This window comes from Streptomyces sp. HUAS TT7, from assembly GCF_051550175.1.
Classification (GTDB): Bacteria; Actinomycetota; Actinomycetes; order Streptomycetales; family Streptomycetaceae; genus Streptomyces.
In genome coordinates, this window is the sequence record NZ_CP196175.1 from 1,515,360 (window position 1) to 1,529,219 (window position 13,860).

Annotated in this window: 10 protein-coding genes and 2 pseudogenes; 7 read left to right on the forward strand and 5 right to left on the reverse strand. The window is 71.1% G+C overall.

What is annotated here, in order from left to right; genetic code table 11:
- Positions 1-84: 84 nt before the first annotated feature.
- Positions 85-1,227, reverse strand: a complete 1,143-nt coding sequence (locus ACSHXC_RS06560; protein WP_438290656.1) for a serine hydrolase domain-containing protein — start codon at positions 1,225-1,227, stop codon at positions 85-87.
- 242 nt (positions 1,228-1,469) lie between these two features.
- Here ACSHXC_RS06560 and ACSHXC_RS06565 point away from each other — a divergent pair, with 242 nt between their 5' ends.
- Together ACSHXC_RS06565 and ACSHXC_RS06570 are read left to right on the forward strand one after the other, a co-directional pair.
- Positions 1,470-1,601 carry a hypothetical protein gene (locus tag ACSHXC_RS06565; protein ID WP_438290657.1) on the forward strand — a complete coding sequence of 44 codons (132 nt, stop codon included), beginning with the start codon at positions 1,470-1,472 and terminating at the stop codon, positions 1,599-1,601.
- 4 nt (positions 1,602-1,605) lie between these two features.
- On the forward strand, positions 1,606-2,382 hold the full coding sequence (locus tag ACSHXC_RS06570) for a MerR family transcriptional regulator (protein ID WP_438290658.1): 777 nt from the start codon (positions 1,606-1,608) through the stop codon (positions 2,380-2,382).
- Between the two features lie 201 nt (positions 2,383-2,583).
- On the opposite strand, the gene ACSHXC_RS06575 is transcribed toward ACSHXC_RS06570, so the two are convergent.
- Positions 2,584-3,273, reverse strand: a complete 690-nt coding sequence (locus tag ACSHXC_RS06575; RefSeq protein ID WP_438290659.1) for a helix-turn-helix domain-containing protein — start codon at positions 3,271-3,273, stop codon at positions 2,584-2,586.
- A gap of 85 nt (positions 3,274-3,358) precedes the next feature.
- Between ACSHXC_RS06575 and ACSHXC_RS06580 the strand changes: the two genes are divergently transcribed.
- The gene (locus tag ACSHXC_RS06580; RefSeq protein ID WP_438290660.1) at positions 3,359-3,730 is read left to right on the forward strand and encodes a DoxX family protein; all 372 of its coding nucleotides are present in this window, start codon (positions 3,359-3,361) and stop codon (positions 3,728-3,730) included.
- 332 nt (positions 3,731-4,062) lie between these two features.
- Here ACSHXC_RS06580 and ACSHXC_RS06585 read toward each other — a convergent pair whose 3' ends face one another.
- Positions 4,063-5,001, reverse strand: coding sequence for a sigma-70 family RNA polymerase sigma factor (locus ACSHXC_RS06585; RefSeq protein ID WP_438290661.1), 939 nt, complete (start codon positions 4,999-5,001; stop codon positions 4,063-4,065).
- A gap of 11 nt (positions 5,002-5,012) precedes the next feature.
- Positions 5,013-6,203: an NAD(P)/FAD-dependent oxidoreductase gene (locus ACSHXC_RS06590; RefSeq protein ID WP_438290662.1), complete on the reverse strand. Its 1,191-nt coding sequence runs from the start codon at positions 6,201-6,203 to the stop codon at positions 5,013-5,015.
- A 327-nt stretch (positions 6,204-6,530) separates the two neighbouring features.
- Here ACSHXC_RS06590 and ACSHXC_RS06595 point away from each other — a divergent pair.
- Positions 6,531-7,450, forward strand: a pseudogene (locus tag ACSHXC_RS06595) (DUF6891 domain-containing protein).
- A 119-nt stretch (positions 7,451-7,569) separates the two neighbouring features.
- Here the strand turns inward: ACSHXC_RS06595 and ACSHXC_RS06600 are convergent.
- Positions 7,570-8,508 carry a beta-ketoacyl-ACP synthase III gene (locus ACSHXC_RS06600; RefSeq protein ID WP_438296461.1) on the reverse strand — a complete coding sequence of 313 codons (939 nt, stop codon included), beginning with the start codon at positions 8,506-8,508 and terminating at the stop codon, positions 7,570-7,572.
- Between the two features lie 384 nt (positions 8,509-8,892).
- Between ACSHXC_RS06600 and ACSHXC_RS06605 the strand changes: the two are divergent.
- The 3 genes and pseudogenes from ACSHXC_RS06605 to ACSHXC_RS06615 all read left to right on the forward strand — a co-directional run.
- Positions 8,893-9,885: pseudogene (locus ACSHXC_RS06605) on the forward strand (2-dehydropantoate 2-reductase); the annotation flags it as partial.
- Positions 9,882-11,816 (forward strand): molybdopterin oxidoreductase family protein, encoded by a 1,935-nt coding sequence (locus ACSHXC_RS06610; protein WP_438290663.1) that lies wholly within the window; start codon positions 9,882-9,884, stop codon positions 11,814-11,816. The pseudogene ACSHXC_RS06605 and the gene ACSHXC_RS06610, both read left to right, overlap by 4 nt.
- A 7-nt stretch (positions 11,817-11,823) precedes the next feature.
- The gene (locus ACSHXC_RS06615; RefSeq protein ID WP_438290664.1) at positions 11,824-13,860 is read left to right on the forward strand and encodes an NADH-ubiquinone oxidoreductase-F iron-sulfur binding region domain-containing protein; all 2,037 of its coding nucleotides are present in this window, start codon (positions 11,824-11,826) and stop codon (positions 13,858-13,860) included.

Genomic DNA, 13,860 nt, shown 5'->3' on the forward strand with positions numbered 1-13,860 from the left:
TCGACGCCGACAGCCCTGTCCAGGCCGCACGGGGAGCGGTCGGGGACCTCGACCGGGTCGCGCAGGCGGTACGGGCCGAGGTGCTCAGCCCGACGGCCGAGTCTGCTCGGTCTGCCCGTCGCCGAACACCTCCTTGACGAGCCTCTGCTTCACCTTCTCGAACACCCCGGCAATGGCGGCCCAGTCGAGCTCGGCATCCCCGAAGGTCAGCGAGCCGGTCAGGGTCCTGCTGCCGTCGGGCGTGCTGTACATCAGGGCCGCCCAGCCCCAGAAGGCGCCGTTGTGCTGGAGGATGGTGCCACCGCCGTCGGTCTCCTCCACGAACACCCCCAGGCCGTACCCCATCTTGGGGTGCGGCGTGCACATCTCGGCCAGCAGCGGGGCCGGCAGGAGTCTGCCGCTCATGAGCGCGGAGAAGAATGTGTGGAGGTCCTTGCTGGTCGAGATCATGTCACCGGCGGCGGAGATCCAGGAGGGGTTGAAGCAAGTGGTGTCGACCACCTTCCACTGGCCGGCGTCCTCATATCCGTAATAGCCGTGGGCGTGCGGCTCGGGGATGTCCGGCGAGTCGCCCGGCAGCACGGTGCCGGTCAGCCCGAGTGGTCCCAGGACCAGCCGCTGCATCTCCTCGGCGCAGGAACGGCCGGTGACCCTTTCGATCAGCAGCCTGGCCAGCACGTAGTTGGTGTTGGAGTAACTCCAGTCGGTCCCCGGCTCGAACCGCGCCGGCTTGGACAGCGCCGGCCGCACCAGCTCCTCCGGCCGGTAGGTGCGGAACTGATGGCCCGTCCACTCCTTGCCCACCCCCGGGACTCCACCCTGCACGATCGTCCCGTCGTCGTAGATCTCGCCGGTGAAGCTGAACAACCCGCTGGTGTGCTGGAGCAGCATCCGCACGGTGATCTGTCGGTCGAGGCCGAACTCGGGCAGGTAGTCGTCCGCCGGGGTGTCGAGACCGATCTTGCCTTCGGCGACCAGTCGCAGCACCAGGGTCGCGGTGAAGGTCTTGGTGATGCTGCCGATCCGGAAGTGCCCGTCGGTCGGCGGCTTCGCGGCCTCGCCCAGCTTGCGCACCCCCGCGTTGCCGACCCACTCGCCCTGCTCGTCGTGCACGCGCAGCTGCACCCCGGCGAAACCGGAATCGACGATCTCCTGAATGGCTTTCTGCAACTCCGGGCGATCCGGCCCGACAGCGGCGTTCTTGACGGTGTGGAGGGACTCGCTCATGGTCATTCCCTATCTCGCGACAGCAGGTTCGGCGCAGCTCGAAGGCCAACGACGGCGGCCTCGGTGGGCCACCGCCCTTTCGAAGCGGCCGTGTGATGAGGCTGCGCCCTGCCCCAAGGTCAAGGTCAAGGTCAAGGTCAACCCCCAATTGCCCCTTCGGATACGGGTAGTTGATCGCTCGGGTGCCGGCCTCGGCGACGGGGGTGATGGGCTCCGAACAGCGGCGCGCTACCCTCGCCGCTGTGATCGTCCGCAACCCACACCTCAAGGTCAGCGCGGAGGTCGTCGGCGAACACGGCTCGATCCCGCGCGGGGACTTCCGTGCCGACGCGGTGCGCGAGTGCGCAGCTGCCCACTGTCCGGAGGTGCGCTGAACCGATGGCAGACGGGCTCACGATCGGTCGGGCGGCGGCGTTCGTCGGCGTCACGATCAAGACGGTGCGGCACTATCACCGACTCGGCCTGGTCCAGGAGCCGGAACGTGATGGTTCCGGTTACCGCCGCTACCGGTCGACCGACCTGTTGCGGCTGGTCCAGGTCCGGACCCTGGCCGGGGCGGGCGTGCCACTGGCCGAGATCGGTGACCTGCTCGACGCCGGTCCCGAGCGGTTCGCCGCTGCCCTGGACGACGTCCGTCGCCGGCTCGACGAACAGATCGAGGATCTGGCCGCGCGCCGCGACACGCTGCACCGGCTCACCCAAGGCGACCGGGCCCTGCTGCCCGACCGGGCCTGCGCGGTCCTGGACCGACTCGCCGTTCTCGAATTCAGTCCCGACTACGTGGCCGTTCAACGGGAGGCCCTGGTACTGGCCCGAGCGATGGTTCCCGAGGTCTTCGACCGCTTCCTGGCCCAGCTCGAACAGTGGCTCGACGACCCCGAATGGATCGAGCTGACCCAGCGTGGCTGGGACGCGATGTCCTGGGGGCCCGACGACCCGCGGATCGACGGGCTGGCGTCCGCGCTGGCCGACAAGCTGCTGGCCAACCGCGCACAGCTGACGATGCCGACCGGGCCTCAGCACCGGTCCGACACCTCCTCCCGGTACGGACTGATCAACCACCACCGGGAGGCGCAGTCGCCGTCCATCGCCCGGTTGAACGCGCTGGTCGAGGCGAGGCTCCGCGCGGCAGGCATCGACGTCCCGCGTCAGTGACGGCCTCCCGCGTCGCGGTAGTTGTCACCCGGCGCGCTCTACAACATGTGCCTTCGCCTCCCCTTGGTCGCGCTGGCTGTCACCAGTTGGTCGAGATTGTTGTCACCTGCCTCGCTTGGTCACAGCGGTTGTCACCGTCAGGGGTAGCGACCCGTCTGCTCAAGGCGGCAGGGGCGCCGGACCCGGGTTCGGCCGGCGGCATCAGGAGGGTCGATCAGAGGGGGAACGTCCGATCGACGCAGGCGTGCGGCCGAGCAGGCTCCGGGCGGTGCGGGTGAGATGGGCTTGGTCGGCGAAGCCCGCGACGGCTGCGGCCGAGGCCGCGGACTCGCGCGGCAGGTCGGCGACGGCCACCCGCAGCCGGGCCCATTGCCGCAGTCGTGTGAGCGGGACGCCGACCGAGGCGTGGACGAGCGCGCGCAACCGTGTCGGTGAGAGCCCGACGTCGGTGGCGATGGAGCTGAGGGGAGCGTCGGAGCCGGCTCGTGTGATTTCCTGCACCGCGTGGGCCACCCGGGGATCGACGGGGCGGCCCGCTCCGGTGAGGGTGAGGAGTTCGGCGCGCGCCGCGGCCAGGTCGCTGTCCGTCCCGGGGCCGAGGCCGTGGGTACCGGTGTGTCCCGCGGCGGCGAGGAGGCGCCGGGTGGCATCGCCCCCGAGCCGTGCCAGGCCCAGACCGGGGTCCAGCACCCAGGGGTCGAGGAAGAGGGCCACGTAGCCGCGGGACACGGCACAGGTGTGGGCCAACTGCGGGGGCATGATGACTCCGGCCGCCGCGACCGTACGGCCTGCGCCGTATCCGACCTCGACATGGCCGCCGAGGGGCAGCACGACCTTCCACGCCGGATGGCGGTGGAGGGTGACGTGAAACGGGCCGGACTCGGCGAACAACGTCGCGTCGGGACCGTATGCGAAGTGGAGTCGGCGATCGTTTCGTTCAAGCGTCCACGCGCGGGTTGGGACCACCATCACGTTCATGAATGCTACCGCTGCCATCGCACTGGCGGTCTTCCTGATCGCCGTGGGGATCGGGCACTTCCTGTTTCCCGGATACTTCCGCACTCTGGTGCCGTCCTGGCTGGGCCGGGCCCCACTCCTCGTCGGCGCGAGCGGGGCGGCTGAGACCGTCGTCGGAGCCGCGATCCTGACACCGGCAGGCCGGGCGGTCGGCGGCTGGGCCGCGGCCGCACTGATCACCGCCTATCTGGTCTGCCATCTGGACGCCCTGTGGCGGGCATCCGGTGATCGGCCACGCCTGCTGGAACGTCCCGTCGGCGCGACGGTCCGGCTGGCGGTCAACCTCGTCTACATCGGCTGGGCGGTCGCGGTCGCACGGGCGGCCGCCTGAGCGGCTCGGGCGGCGTTGCGGTGTTCCATGCATCTCGGCGCCGTTCGGTCCCCCAGGCTCTCAGCACAGGCTCGATCAACGCCCAGCGGGCATCGGCCAGTGAACTGCGGCAGCACCCGGTGCCCCTCATCGTGCAGAGCACAACCGTGCTCCACGTGTTCTCGGTTTCTCGATGTCCGTCAGCGGCGTGCTGTGCAGGGCGGGCCGCGAGCGCGGGCCGAGTCTGACTCGGGAGACCGACATGCTTCGGCCCCCGTACTGCGGTGCAGCGCGAGGCCGAACGGGGTGCCGTCCTCGCTCCGACTCAGGTCATTGGATTCCGGAGGCTCTGGTCACCATGCGTGGATGACCGGCGCGTCGGGTTCGTGCTGCCGCCAGGCTTCATTGAGGCGCGTGAGCCGGTCTGCGGCGGCGATGCCGTGCAGGGACGCGACCTTGCCGTCGCTGACTTCGAACGCCACGGCACCCACGACCCGGTCGTCGACCACGGCGAGGACGGCCGGGGAGCCGTTGACCAGCGCAATGTGGAAGGCGGGCCGGCCGCCGGCCAGCCGCCGCTTCGCCGGAGTGGGCTTGAAGCCCGCCCGCACGTAGGAGGCGATGCGCTCGCTCGTCGTGTACCGCAGCAGCCGCCTGGCCAGTCCGTAGCCGTCCGAGACTGCGGTCGCGTCGGCGGTGAGCAGCGCCACCAGCCGTTCGGTGCGCCCCGACATGGCGGCGGCAAGGAACTCCTCGACGATCCGGCGCGCGGACGCGGGGTCCGCCTCGTCGCCGCCGCGGCGCTCGGAGGCGACCCGGCGTCGGGCCCGGTGGACATGCTGCTGGCTCGCGGACTCGGTGATGCCGAGGATCCCGGCGATCTCGGCGTGGGGGTAGGAGAAGGCCTCGCGCAGGACATAAACGGCCCGCTCGACCGGTGAGAGGCGCTCCATGAGGGTCAGGACGGCCAGGGACACCGATTCGCGCTGCTCGAAGGTGTCGGCCGGGCCGAGCATCGGGTCGCCATCGAGGAGCGGCTCGGGCAGCCAGGCGCCGGCCGCTCGCTCGTGGCGCGCCTGGGCCGAGCGGAGCCGGTCGAGGCAGAGGTTGGTGACGACCTTGGTCAGCCACGCTTCCGGCACCTCGATACGTTCCCGGTGTGCGGCCTGCCAGCGCAGGAACGCGTCCTGCACGGCGTCCTCGGCGTCGGCGGCCGAGCCGAGCAGACGGTACGCGAGCGAGGCCAGCCGTCCCCGGCTGGCCTCGAACCGATCGATGGCTGCGCTGTCCATGGCGGAGCAGCCTATGCGGCGGCCCTCACACCGGCCCGGTCGGGCGCGGTGGCCAGGCGGCGCTTGCGCTTGGGCATGCCGAAGGTCGGGTGGGCGATGCTCCACCCGGCCCCCTTGAGTACGCCCGACTTGAGCCGCGCGGCGGTCCGGCCGCCCAGGTACCAGGACTTCGAGTGGGCGTTCCCGTCCACCATCTGGAAGATCGCGTCCCGCCGCCCGAGGCTGATGTGGTTGCCGTGGTACTTCAGCCCGGTGGTCGGAACCTTGCTGCCCGTCAGGCGCGCGATGATCGCGGCGGTCGCCTGCATGTTGGTGAAGCCGGCCGAGGCGCAGGACATCGGCAGCGGCCTGCCGTTCTCGCCGATCGCGTAGGCGCTGTCACCGGCGGCGTAGACGTCCGGGTGCGAGACCGAGCGCATCGTGCGGTCGACGACGATCTGGCCGGTCTCGGCGACCTCCAGGCCGCTGGCGGCCGCGATGGGGTGCACGGCGAACCCGCCCGACCATACGGTCACGTCGGCCGGGATGGACCTACCGTCGGCGGCGATGGCCCGGGCCGGCTCGACGGCTTCGACGCCGGTGTGCTCGTGGACGGTGATGCTGAGCCGGTCGAAGGCCTCGCGCAGGTGACGGCGAGCCTTCGGGGAGAGCCAGGCGCCCAGCTCGCCGCGAGCGGCGAGCGCGACCGAGAGGTCGGGCCGGGACTCGGCGAACTCGGTGGCGGTCTCGATGCCGGTCAGCCCCTCACCGACGACCAGCACGCTGCCGCCCCCGCCCAGGCTGGCCAGGCGCTCGCGCAGACGCAGTGCCGAGGACAGGCCGGTCACATCGAAGGCGTACTCGGCCACGCCGGGGACGCCATGGTGGGCCACGGAGCTGCCGAGCGCGTAGAGAAGTGTGTCGTACGCGAGCTCGCCGTCGCCGTTCCCGCCGGTCACGGCGACGGTCCTGCGCTCGGGGTCGACGCCGGTGACGCGTGCCAGACGCAGCCGCACCCCGGTGCCCGCGAATACGTCGGCGAGCTTGCGGAACGCGAGGTCCTGGCCGATCGCGAGCTGGTGGAGCCGCATCCGTTCAACGAAGTCGGGTACGGCGTTGACGACGGTGATCTCGATGTCGGCCGGAGAGAGCCGACGGGCCAGATTTCCGGCGGCGAAGGCCCCGGCGTATCCACCGCCGAGTACGACGATGCGGTGCTTCATGGCGTTGCTCCTGTCTCGTTCGCGTGCCCCTTGAACGAGACGGCGCCCCGATTGCTGACAGGAGCCGGGTGTGACGCGAGTCACCGAACGAAGACGAGCGGCTGAGCCTCCGAGGGGCGCTTGGGCCTGTCTTGGGCAGCCGAAATGGCCAACTATTCGGTCGGCGTCACACTGGGCTCCGGCTACCCGAACGCACGGGGCGGGTTCCGGAAAGGGGGCGGTGACAGACGTCGCGACCAGGTGACAACTACCTTGACCAGTCACATCCCGGCAGGCCCGATGCTTCGGCGGGACGCGCTGTCAGTGCCCCGTGCCACAGTGGACGACATGCTTGCGATCACAGTGGAGACCGAGAACGGACAGCGGCACACCAGGGCCACCGCCGGTCAACTGGCCGGGCTTGTGCGCCGGATCGGGGGTCAGGGCGACCGGTTCCTGGTGGTCCAGCGGATACCCGATCTGCCCGACGTGTTCGTCCAGGTGTGGCACGAGGCAGGCGGCGGCTACACGCTGGAGTACCGGGACGGAGCGCCCGACCGGCACTTCGGGACGACGCTCGACGGGCCGGCCCCGGTGATCGCCGCCATGACCGGATGGGCCCGCGCGAGCGAGGGCTGGAACGCCGGGCTCGACTGGAGGCGTCTGGACCTCGAACTCCCGGCGCTCGTCCCACCGTTGGAGCTCGACGACGAGGATCGTGGGCTGCTCGATGCACGGGTCCGCGAGGTGATCGTGGGCGGCTACGCGACGCGCGAAGAGCTGGCGGAGCTGGCCGAGGACCATCTCGTGACGGCCGATTCCCGGCGCGTATCGCCCGAGCAGGCACGGGAGTTGACGGACCGTATGTGGCTGGAGCGCGTGGCGGAACAGGCCGCCTGGGCGGACGAGGAGACGGACCCGGAGCGGATCACCAGAGCCTTCGCCGCCCTGGAGGCGGCCGGCCTCACGGCCCGGGAGCACTTCACCTGTTGCCGCTCCTGCGGCCAGTCGGAGATAGGCGGCGCAGGCGCACCGGGCGCCCGCGGCTTCGTCTACTTCCACTCCCAGTCCACCGACGCGGCAGCGGCCGGGCACGGACTGACGCTGCACTACGGCGGGTTCGACGGCTCGCCGGAAACCACCGCGTCCGTGGGCCGGAGGCCGTGGCCGCGCTGGAGCGGTGCGGCCTCTCGGTGGAGTGGGACGGCGACCCCGGTCAGGCCATCACCCTCGCGCCGCTGGACTGGCGCAAACGCCTCGTCGGCTGAGGCGAGTCGGCGATGCCAGCCCTGATGACGAGGCCCGCCCTGGTGAGCCAGGCTCGCGCGAGGAGTGCTTCGGCCCACGGGCATGCGGAGCCGACGTCCGTACGGGGCTGCCGGTCCCGTCACGGGCAGCGCACGACCTGCCCCGCGTACGAGAGGTTTCCGCCGAAGCCGAAGAGCAGGACGGGGTCGCCGGTGCTGATCTCGCCGCGTTCGACCAGCTTGGACAGGGCCATGGGGATGCTCGCCGCCGAGGTGTTCCCGGATTCGACGACATCGCGGGCGATGACGGCGTTCACGGCGCCGATCTTGCGCGCGACGGGTTCGATGATCCGCAGATTGGCCTGGTGCAGCACCACCGCGGCCAGGTCCTCGGGGGTGAGCCCGGCGCGCCGGCACACCTTGCGGGCGATCGACGGCAGCTGGGTGGTGGCCCAGCGATAGACGGACTGGCCCTCCTGCGCGAACACCGGCGGGGTGCCCTCGATACGTACGGCATGCCCCATCTCGGGCACCGAACCCCACAGCACCGGGCCGATCAGCGCCTCTTCGCTCGCCTCGACGACCGCGGCCCCGGCTCCGTCGCCGACCAGGACGCAGGTGGTGCGGTCGGTCCAGTCGGTCACCGCCGTCATCTTGTCCGCGCCGATGACCAGCGCGCGCTGGGCGGTGCCGGTGCGCACCAGGCTGTCGGCGGTGGCGAGGGCATGCGTGAACCCGGCGCAGACGACGTTGAGGTCCAGCACCGCGGGCGAGCCCATGCCGAGCCGGGCTGCGACCCGGGCGGCCGTATTCGGCGAGCGGTCGACGGCCGTGGAAGTGGCGACCAGGACCAGGTCGATGTCGGCGGGGCTCAGACCGGCGCCGGCCAGCGCCTTCGCTCCGGCTTGCGCGGCCAGCTCGTCCACGGGCTCGTCCGGGCCCGCGACATGGCGGGTGCGGATGCCGACCCGGCTGCTGATCCATTCGTCACTGGTGTCGACCAGCTCGGCGAGGTCGTCATTGGTGAGCACCTTGGCGGGCTGGTAGTGCCCGACGGCGACAACGCGCGAGCCTCGCATGCCGGTCATGACGGATCTCCTCGGTACGAGCATGGACGGTTGATCGGTACGAGCACGGACTGCTGACATCCGGAGCCATCCAGTCTTCGTGGCTACTGATGGGTACAGGGGCGCGAGACCCAACAGGATTCACTGCCGCACCTTTGGAGCCTTGTGTCAGCGTTTCGCCCGGGCGGAGTGCAACCGGAGTGCGTCAGGCGTCTTGACCATCCCGAAAGGCATACTGTAGACAATATTCTGTCGACGAATCCGGGCTGGGGATGCCCGAGCATCCGGCCTCCGCGCCAACCCCAGTCACACCCGGCCGCACCTTCGCCAGGAGAGCCACACCCCCGGAACCCACGTCGACGGCCTTCACCTCACTGACGGCCCCTCCACCGAACGGAGAGCCCCGTGAAAGTCGCAGTAGTCGGCGCCGGAGCCATCGGCGCCTATGTCGGGGCCGCGCTCCACCGCGCGGGCGCCGAGGTCCACCTCATCGCCCGCGGGACACACCTGGCGGCCATGTGCCGCGACGGGGTACGCGTCCTCAGCCCGCGCGGCGACTTCACCGCCCGGCCCGCCGCCACCGACGACCCGGGCGAGGTCGGCCCGGTCGACTACGTACTGCTCGGCCTGAAAGCCAACTCCTATGCGGCGGCAGGGCCGTTGGTGCACCCGCTGCTGCACGGGAACACCGCCGTCATCGCCGCCCAGAACGGCATCCCCTGGTGGTACTTCCACGGGCTGCCCGGTCCGCACACCGGGCGGCGGATCGAGAGCGTCGACCCGGGCGGCGCGGTCAGCGCAACCCTGCCGCCCGCCCGCGCCATCGGCTGCGTGGTGTACGCGGCCACCGAGATCGAATCCCCGGGCGTCGTACGGCACTTGGAGGGCACCCGGTTCTCCATCGGCGAGCCCGACCTCACGATCTCGCGGCGCTGCCTCGACTTCAGCGAAGCCATGCGGGCCGGCGGCCTCAAGTGCCCCGTCGAGCCGGACCTGCGCAACGACATCTGGATCAAGCTCCTCGGCAACATCTCCTTCAACCCGATCAGCGCGCTCGCCCGCGCGACCATGGCGCAGATCTGCCGCCACCGCGACACCCGCTCGCTCGTCGAGTCGATGATGCGCGAGACCCTCGCTGTCGCGGGGGCCGTCGGCTGTCACCCGAAGATCTCGGTGGAGCGGCGCATCGCGGGCGCCGAGCGCGTCGGCGAGCACAAGACGTCCACCCTGCAGGACCTGGAGAAGGGCAAGCCCCTCGAACTCGACGTGCTGCTCGCGGCCGTCGTCGAACTCGCCGGGCTCACCGCGACCCCGGTCCCGACCCTGCGCGCCGTGCACGCGCTCGCCGACCTCCTCGCCCAGACGTCCGACACCCGGAGCGCCGCATGAAGAAGAACAGGCAGCCCAAGCCGTACCCTCGGCTCACCCACCCCCTGGTCCGCGACGCCGACGGGCAGCTGCGGCAAGCGAGTTGGGAGGAGGCCCTTGAGCGGGCCGCGGCCGGGTTCCGGCGGACCCGGGACACGTACGGGCCCGACGCCTTCGCGATGCTGTCCTGCGCCCGCGCCACCAACGAGATGAACTACGTGGCGCAGAAGTTCACCCGGGTGGTCATGGGCACCAATAACGTGGACTCCTGCAACCGGACCTGCCACGCCCCGAGCGTCGCTGGCCTGTCCGCCGTGTTCGGCTCCGGCGGCGGCACCTCCTCCTACGAGGAGGTCGAGCACACCGACGTCATCCTGATGTGGGGTTCCAACGCCCGCTTCGCCCACCCGATCTTCTTCCAGCACGTCCTGAAGGGCATCCGCAACGGCGCCCGGATGTATGCCGTCGACCCGCGCCGCACCTCGACGGCTCAGTGGGCGGAGAGCTGGCTGGGACTCAACGTCGGCACGGACATCCCGCTGGCGCACGCCATCGGCCGGGAGATCATCCACACGGGCCTGGTCAACCGCGCCTTCGTCGACCGCGCGACCACGGGCTACGAGGCGTACGCGGAGCTCGTCGAACCCTGGACCCTGTCGGCCGCCGAGCGCGTCACCGGCGTACCGGCGGCCGCTATCCGCGAACTCGCCCATGCCTACGCGAGCGCCGAACGGGCCCAGCTCTGCTGGACGTTGGGGATCACCGAGCACCACAACGGCACGGACAACGTCCGCGCCCTGATCAATCTGTCCTTGCTCACGGGGCACGTCGGCCGGTGGGGAGCCGGCGTGCAGCCGCTGCGCGGACAGAACAATGTGCAGGGCGGCGGTGACATGGGCGCCATCCCCAACAAGCTGCCCGGCTTCCAGGACATCCTCGACACCGAGGCCCGTACGAAGTTCGAGACGACGTGGCAGACGGTGATCCAGCCCCGGTACGGGATGACGCTGACCGAGATGTTCGAGGCGATGGAGCACGGCGGGCTGAAGGCGGTGTACTGCATCGGCGAGAACCCGGCCCAGTCGGAAGCCGACAGCGAGCAGGCCGCGCGCCGCCTCGCCGCCCTCGACCACCTCGTCGTCCAGGACATCTTCCTCACCAAGACCGCGCAGATGGCGGACGTGGTGCTGCCCGCGACCGCCGCCTGGGCCGAGACGGACGGCACGACGACCAACAGCGAACGCCGGGTGCAGCGCGTGCGGGCCGCGCTGAAACCACCCGGCGAGGCGCGCGAGGACACCGACATCATCTGCGCGATCGCCCAACTCATGGGCCACGACTGGAAGTTCACCGATTCCGAGCACGTCTGGAACGAACTGCGAGCGCTCTCGCCGGATCACTACGGCATGACGTACGACCGCCTGGAGGAACACCAGGGCCTCCAGTGGCCGTGCCCCTCCGAGCGGGAGCTCCCCTCCAGTTTCCTGCACGCCAGGCTCTGGGAGGCGGACCTCGCACGGCGGGGGCGGGCCGCGGAGTTCGGCCTGGTCCAGCACGATCCGCCGGTCGACCTGACGGACGACGACTACCCGCTGCGCCTGACGACGGGCCGACGGCTCGACTCGTACAACACCGGTGCACAGAGCGGGAGTTACGCCTCTCCGCTGCGACGCGGCGAGTACATCGAGCTGTGCCCGGAGGACGCGGAACGGCTCGGCGTGACGCGGGACGAGGAGGTACGGGTGATGTCGCGGCGCGGCGCGGTGACCGCGCCGGTGTGGATCGACCCGGCGCTGCGACCCGGCCTCGCCTTCATGACGATGCACTTTCCCGACGAGGTGGACACCAACCAGCTGACCATCGAGGCGAACTGCCCGATCGCGGGGACGGCCGAGTTCAAGGCGTCGGCGGTCCGGGTGGAGAAGCCGGCCGTCGCGACCGTGAGGAGCTGACTGTTCCGTGGACCTGCACTTCGCAGACACCAAGCCGACGGACGAGGAACGGGCCGCCGTGGACGAGGTGTTGGGGCCGCCCGCCTCTGCATGGGAGGGCGCGGACGACCGTACGGACGCGGAGCTGCGCTGGGCGCGCGGCGGCAAGGAGGCCCGCGACCGCCGGGACCTGCTCCTGCCTGCGCTGCACGCGGTCAACGACCGGGTGGGCTGGCTGAGTGAGAGCGCGCTCGACTACATCTGCCGCCGCCTGACGGTGCCGCCGGCGGAGGCGTACGGGGTGGCGACGTTCTACTCCCTCTTCTCGGTGAAGCCGCGCCCTTCGACGGTGCTGTACGTGTGCACGGACCTGGCGTGCGCGGCGAAGGGCTCGGCGGAGCTGTGCGACGCCCTCGCGGACACCCCGTCCGCCTCCTGGGAGCGCAGCCCGTGCCTGGGCCTGTGCGAACGCGCCCCGGCGGCGCTGCTGCGGCGGGCGGGCCCGCCCGCGCCGAACACCCCGGCGGCCCCATCCCCGGACCCCCGGTCGCGCCTAATGGGCGCTCGTCCTCAAACGCCGGACGGGCTGGGAATGCGTGACTCGGCAGTACGCAAGTCGCCGGACGAGCCCGGAAAGGGACCTGAGCCTCTCCTCAACCCCCAAAGGCCCGCGGCGGAGCCGCTGAGTGTTACAGCGGGGAGGGGCGGGGCGGGGAACGACCCGGCACACCGGCTCGCAGCCGCACTCGCCCCCGCCACCCCCACCACCCTGGCCCACGTCCTGGCAGACCCCGACGCCACCACCCCCGAGCATCCCGCCGCCCATGCCGTCCCCCAGGCCGGCCAGAGCGACCTCGTCCTCCTCAGGCGCATCGGCGCAGTCGACCCGTACGACCTCGACGACTACCGCTCCCAGGGCGGCTACACCGCACTGCGCAGGGCCTTCGCCCTCGGCCCCGCCGGAGTGGTCCGGGAGGTGCTCGACGCGGGACTGGTCGGGAGGGGCGGTGCCGCGTTCCCCACGGGGCGGAAGTGGGAGGCCACCGCCCGCCGGCCGGAACGCGTGCACTACCTCGTGTGCAACGCCGACGAGTCGGAACCCGGCACGTTCAAGGACCGCGTCCTGATGGAGGGCGACCCGTACGCCCTGGTCGAGGCCATGACGATCGCCGGGTACGCGGTCGGCGCCGAGCGCGGCTACCTCTACCTGCGCGGCGAGTACCCCCGTGCCCGCGAGCGGCTGAGCCACGCGATCGCCCGGGCCCGGGAGCGCGGACTGCTCGGCCCCGATGTCCTCGGGCAGGGGTACGCCTTCGACATCGAGATCCGCAGCGGCGCGGGCGCGTACATCTGCGACGAGGAGACCGCGATCTTCAACTCGTTCGAGGGCAAGCGAGGGGAGCCCCGCTCGAAGCCTCCGTTCCCCGTCGAGAAGGGCCTGTTCGGGAAGCCGACCGCCGTGAACAACGTCGAGACGCTGGTCAATGTGCTGCCGATCCTGGAGCACGGGGCGGAGGCGTACGCGCGCACCGGCACCGCGACCTCGACCGGCACCAAGCTGTTCTGCGTCTCGGGGAACGTGGTCCACCCCGGCGTGTACGAGCTGCCGTTCGGGGCCTCGCTCCGCGAACTGATCGCACTCTCGGGCCCGCCGGAGCGGATGCGGGCCATCCTGCTCGGCGGCGCCGCAGGGGGCTTCGTACGCCCCGACGAGCTGGACATTCCGCTCACCTTCGAGGGGACCCGGGAGGCGGGCACCACGCTCGGTTCGGGGGTGGTCCTGGTCCTGGACGACACCGTCGACCTGCCCCGGATCCTGCTGAGGATCGCCGAGTTCTTCCGCGACGAGTCGTGCGGCCAGTGCGTGCCGTGCCGGGTCGGCACCGTACGGCAGGAGGAGGCGCTGCACCGGATCAAGGACCGCACGGGCGCCGCCGCGGCGGGCGACATCGCGCTGCTGCGGGACGTGGGCCGCACCATGCGGGACGCCTCGATCTGCGGCCTCGGGCAGACCGCGTGGAACGCCGTCGAATCCGCCATCGACCGCCTTGGAGCCTTCGAATGA

Bases quoted from the DNA above. Each gene is read 5' to 3' on its own strand.
- ACSHXC_RS06560 (WP_438290656.1), bottom strand. From the start codon at position 1,227: ATGAGCGAGTCCCTCCACACCGTCAAGAACGCCGCTGTCGGGCCGGAT.
- ACSHXC_RS06570 (WP_438290658.1), top strand. From the start codon at position 1,606: ATGGCAGACGGGCTCACGATCGGTCGGGCGGCGGCGTTCGTCGGCGTC.
- ACSHXC_RS06580 (WP_438290660.1), top strand. From the start codon at position 3,359: ATGAATGCTACCGCTGCCATCGCACTGGCGGTCTTCCTGATCGCCGTG.
- ACSHXC_RS06585 (WP_438290661.1), bottom strand. From the start codon at position 5,001: ATGGACAGCGCAGCCATCGATCGGTTCGAGGCCAGCCGGGGACGGCTG.
- ACSHXC_RS06590 (WP_438290662.1), bottom strand. From the start codon at position 6,203: ATGAAGCACCGCATCGTCGTACTCGGCGGTGGATACGCCGGGGCCTTC.
- ACSHXC_RS06600 (WP_438296461.1), bottom strand. From the start codon at position 8,508: ATGCGAGGCTCGCGCGTTGTCGCCGTCGGGCACTACCAGCCCGCCAAG.
- ACSHXC_RS06610 (WP_438290663.1), top strand. From the start codon at position 9,882: ATGAAGAAGAACAGGCAGCCCAAGCCGTACCCTCGGCTCACCCACCCC.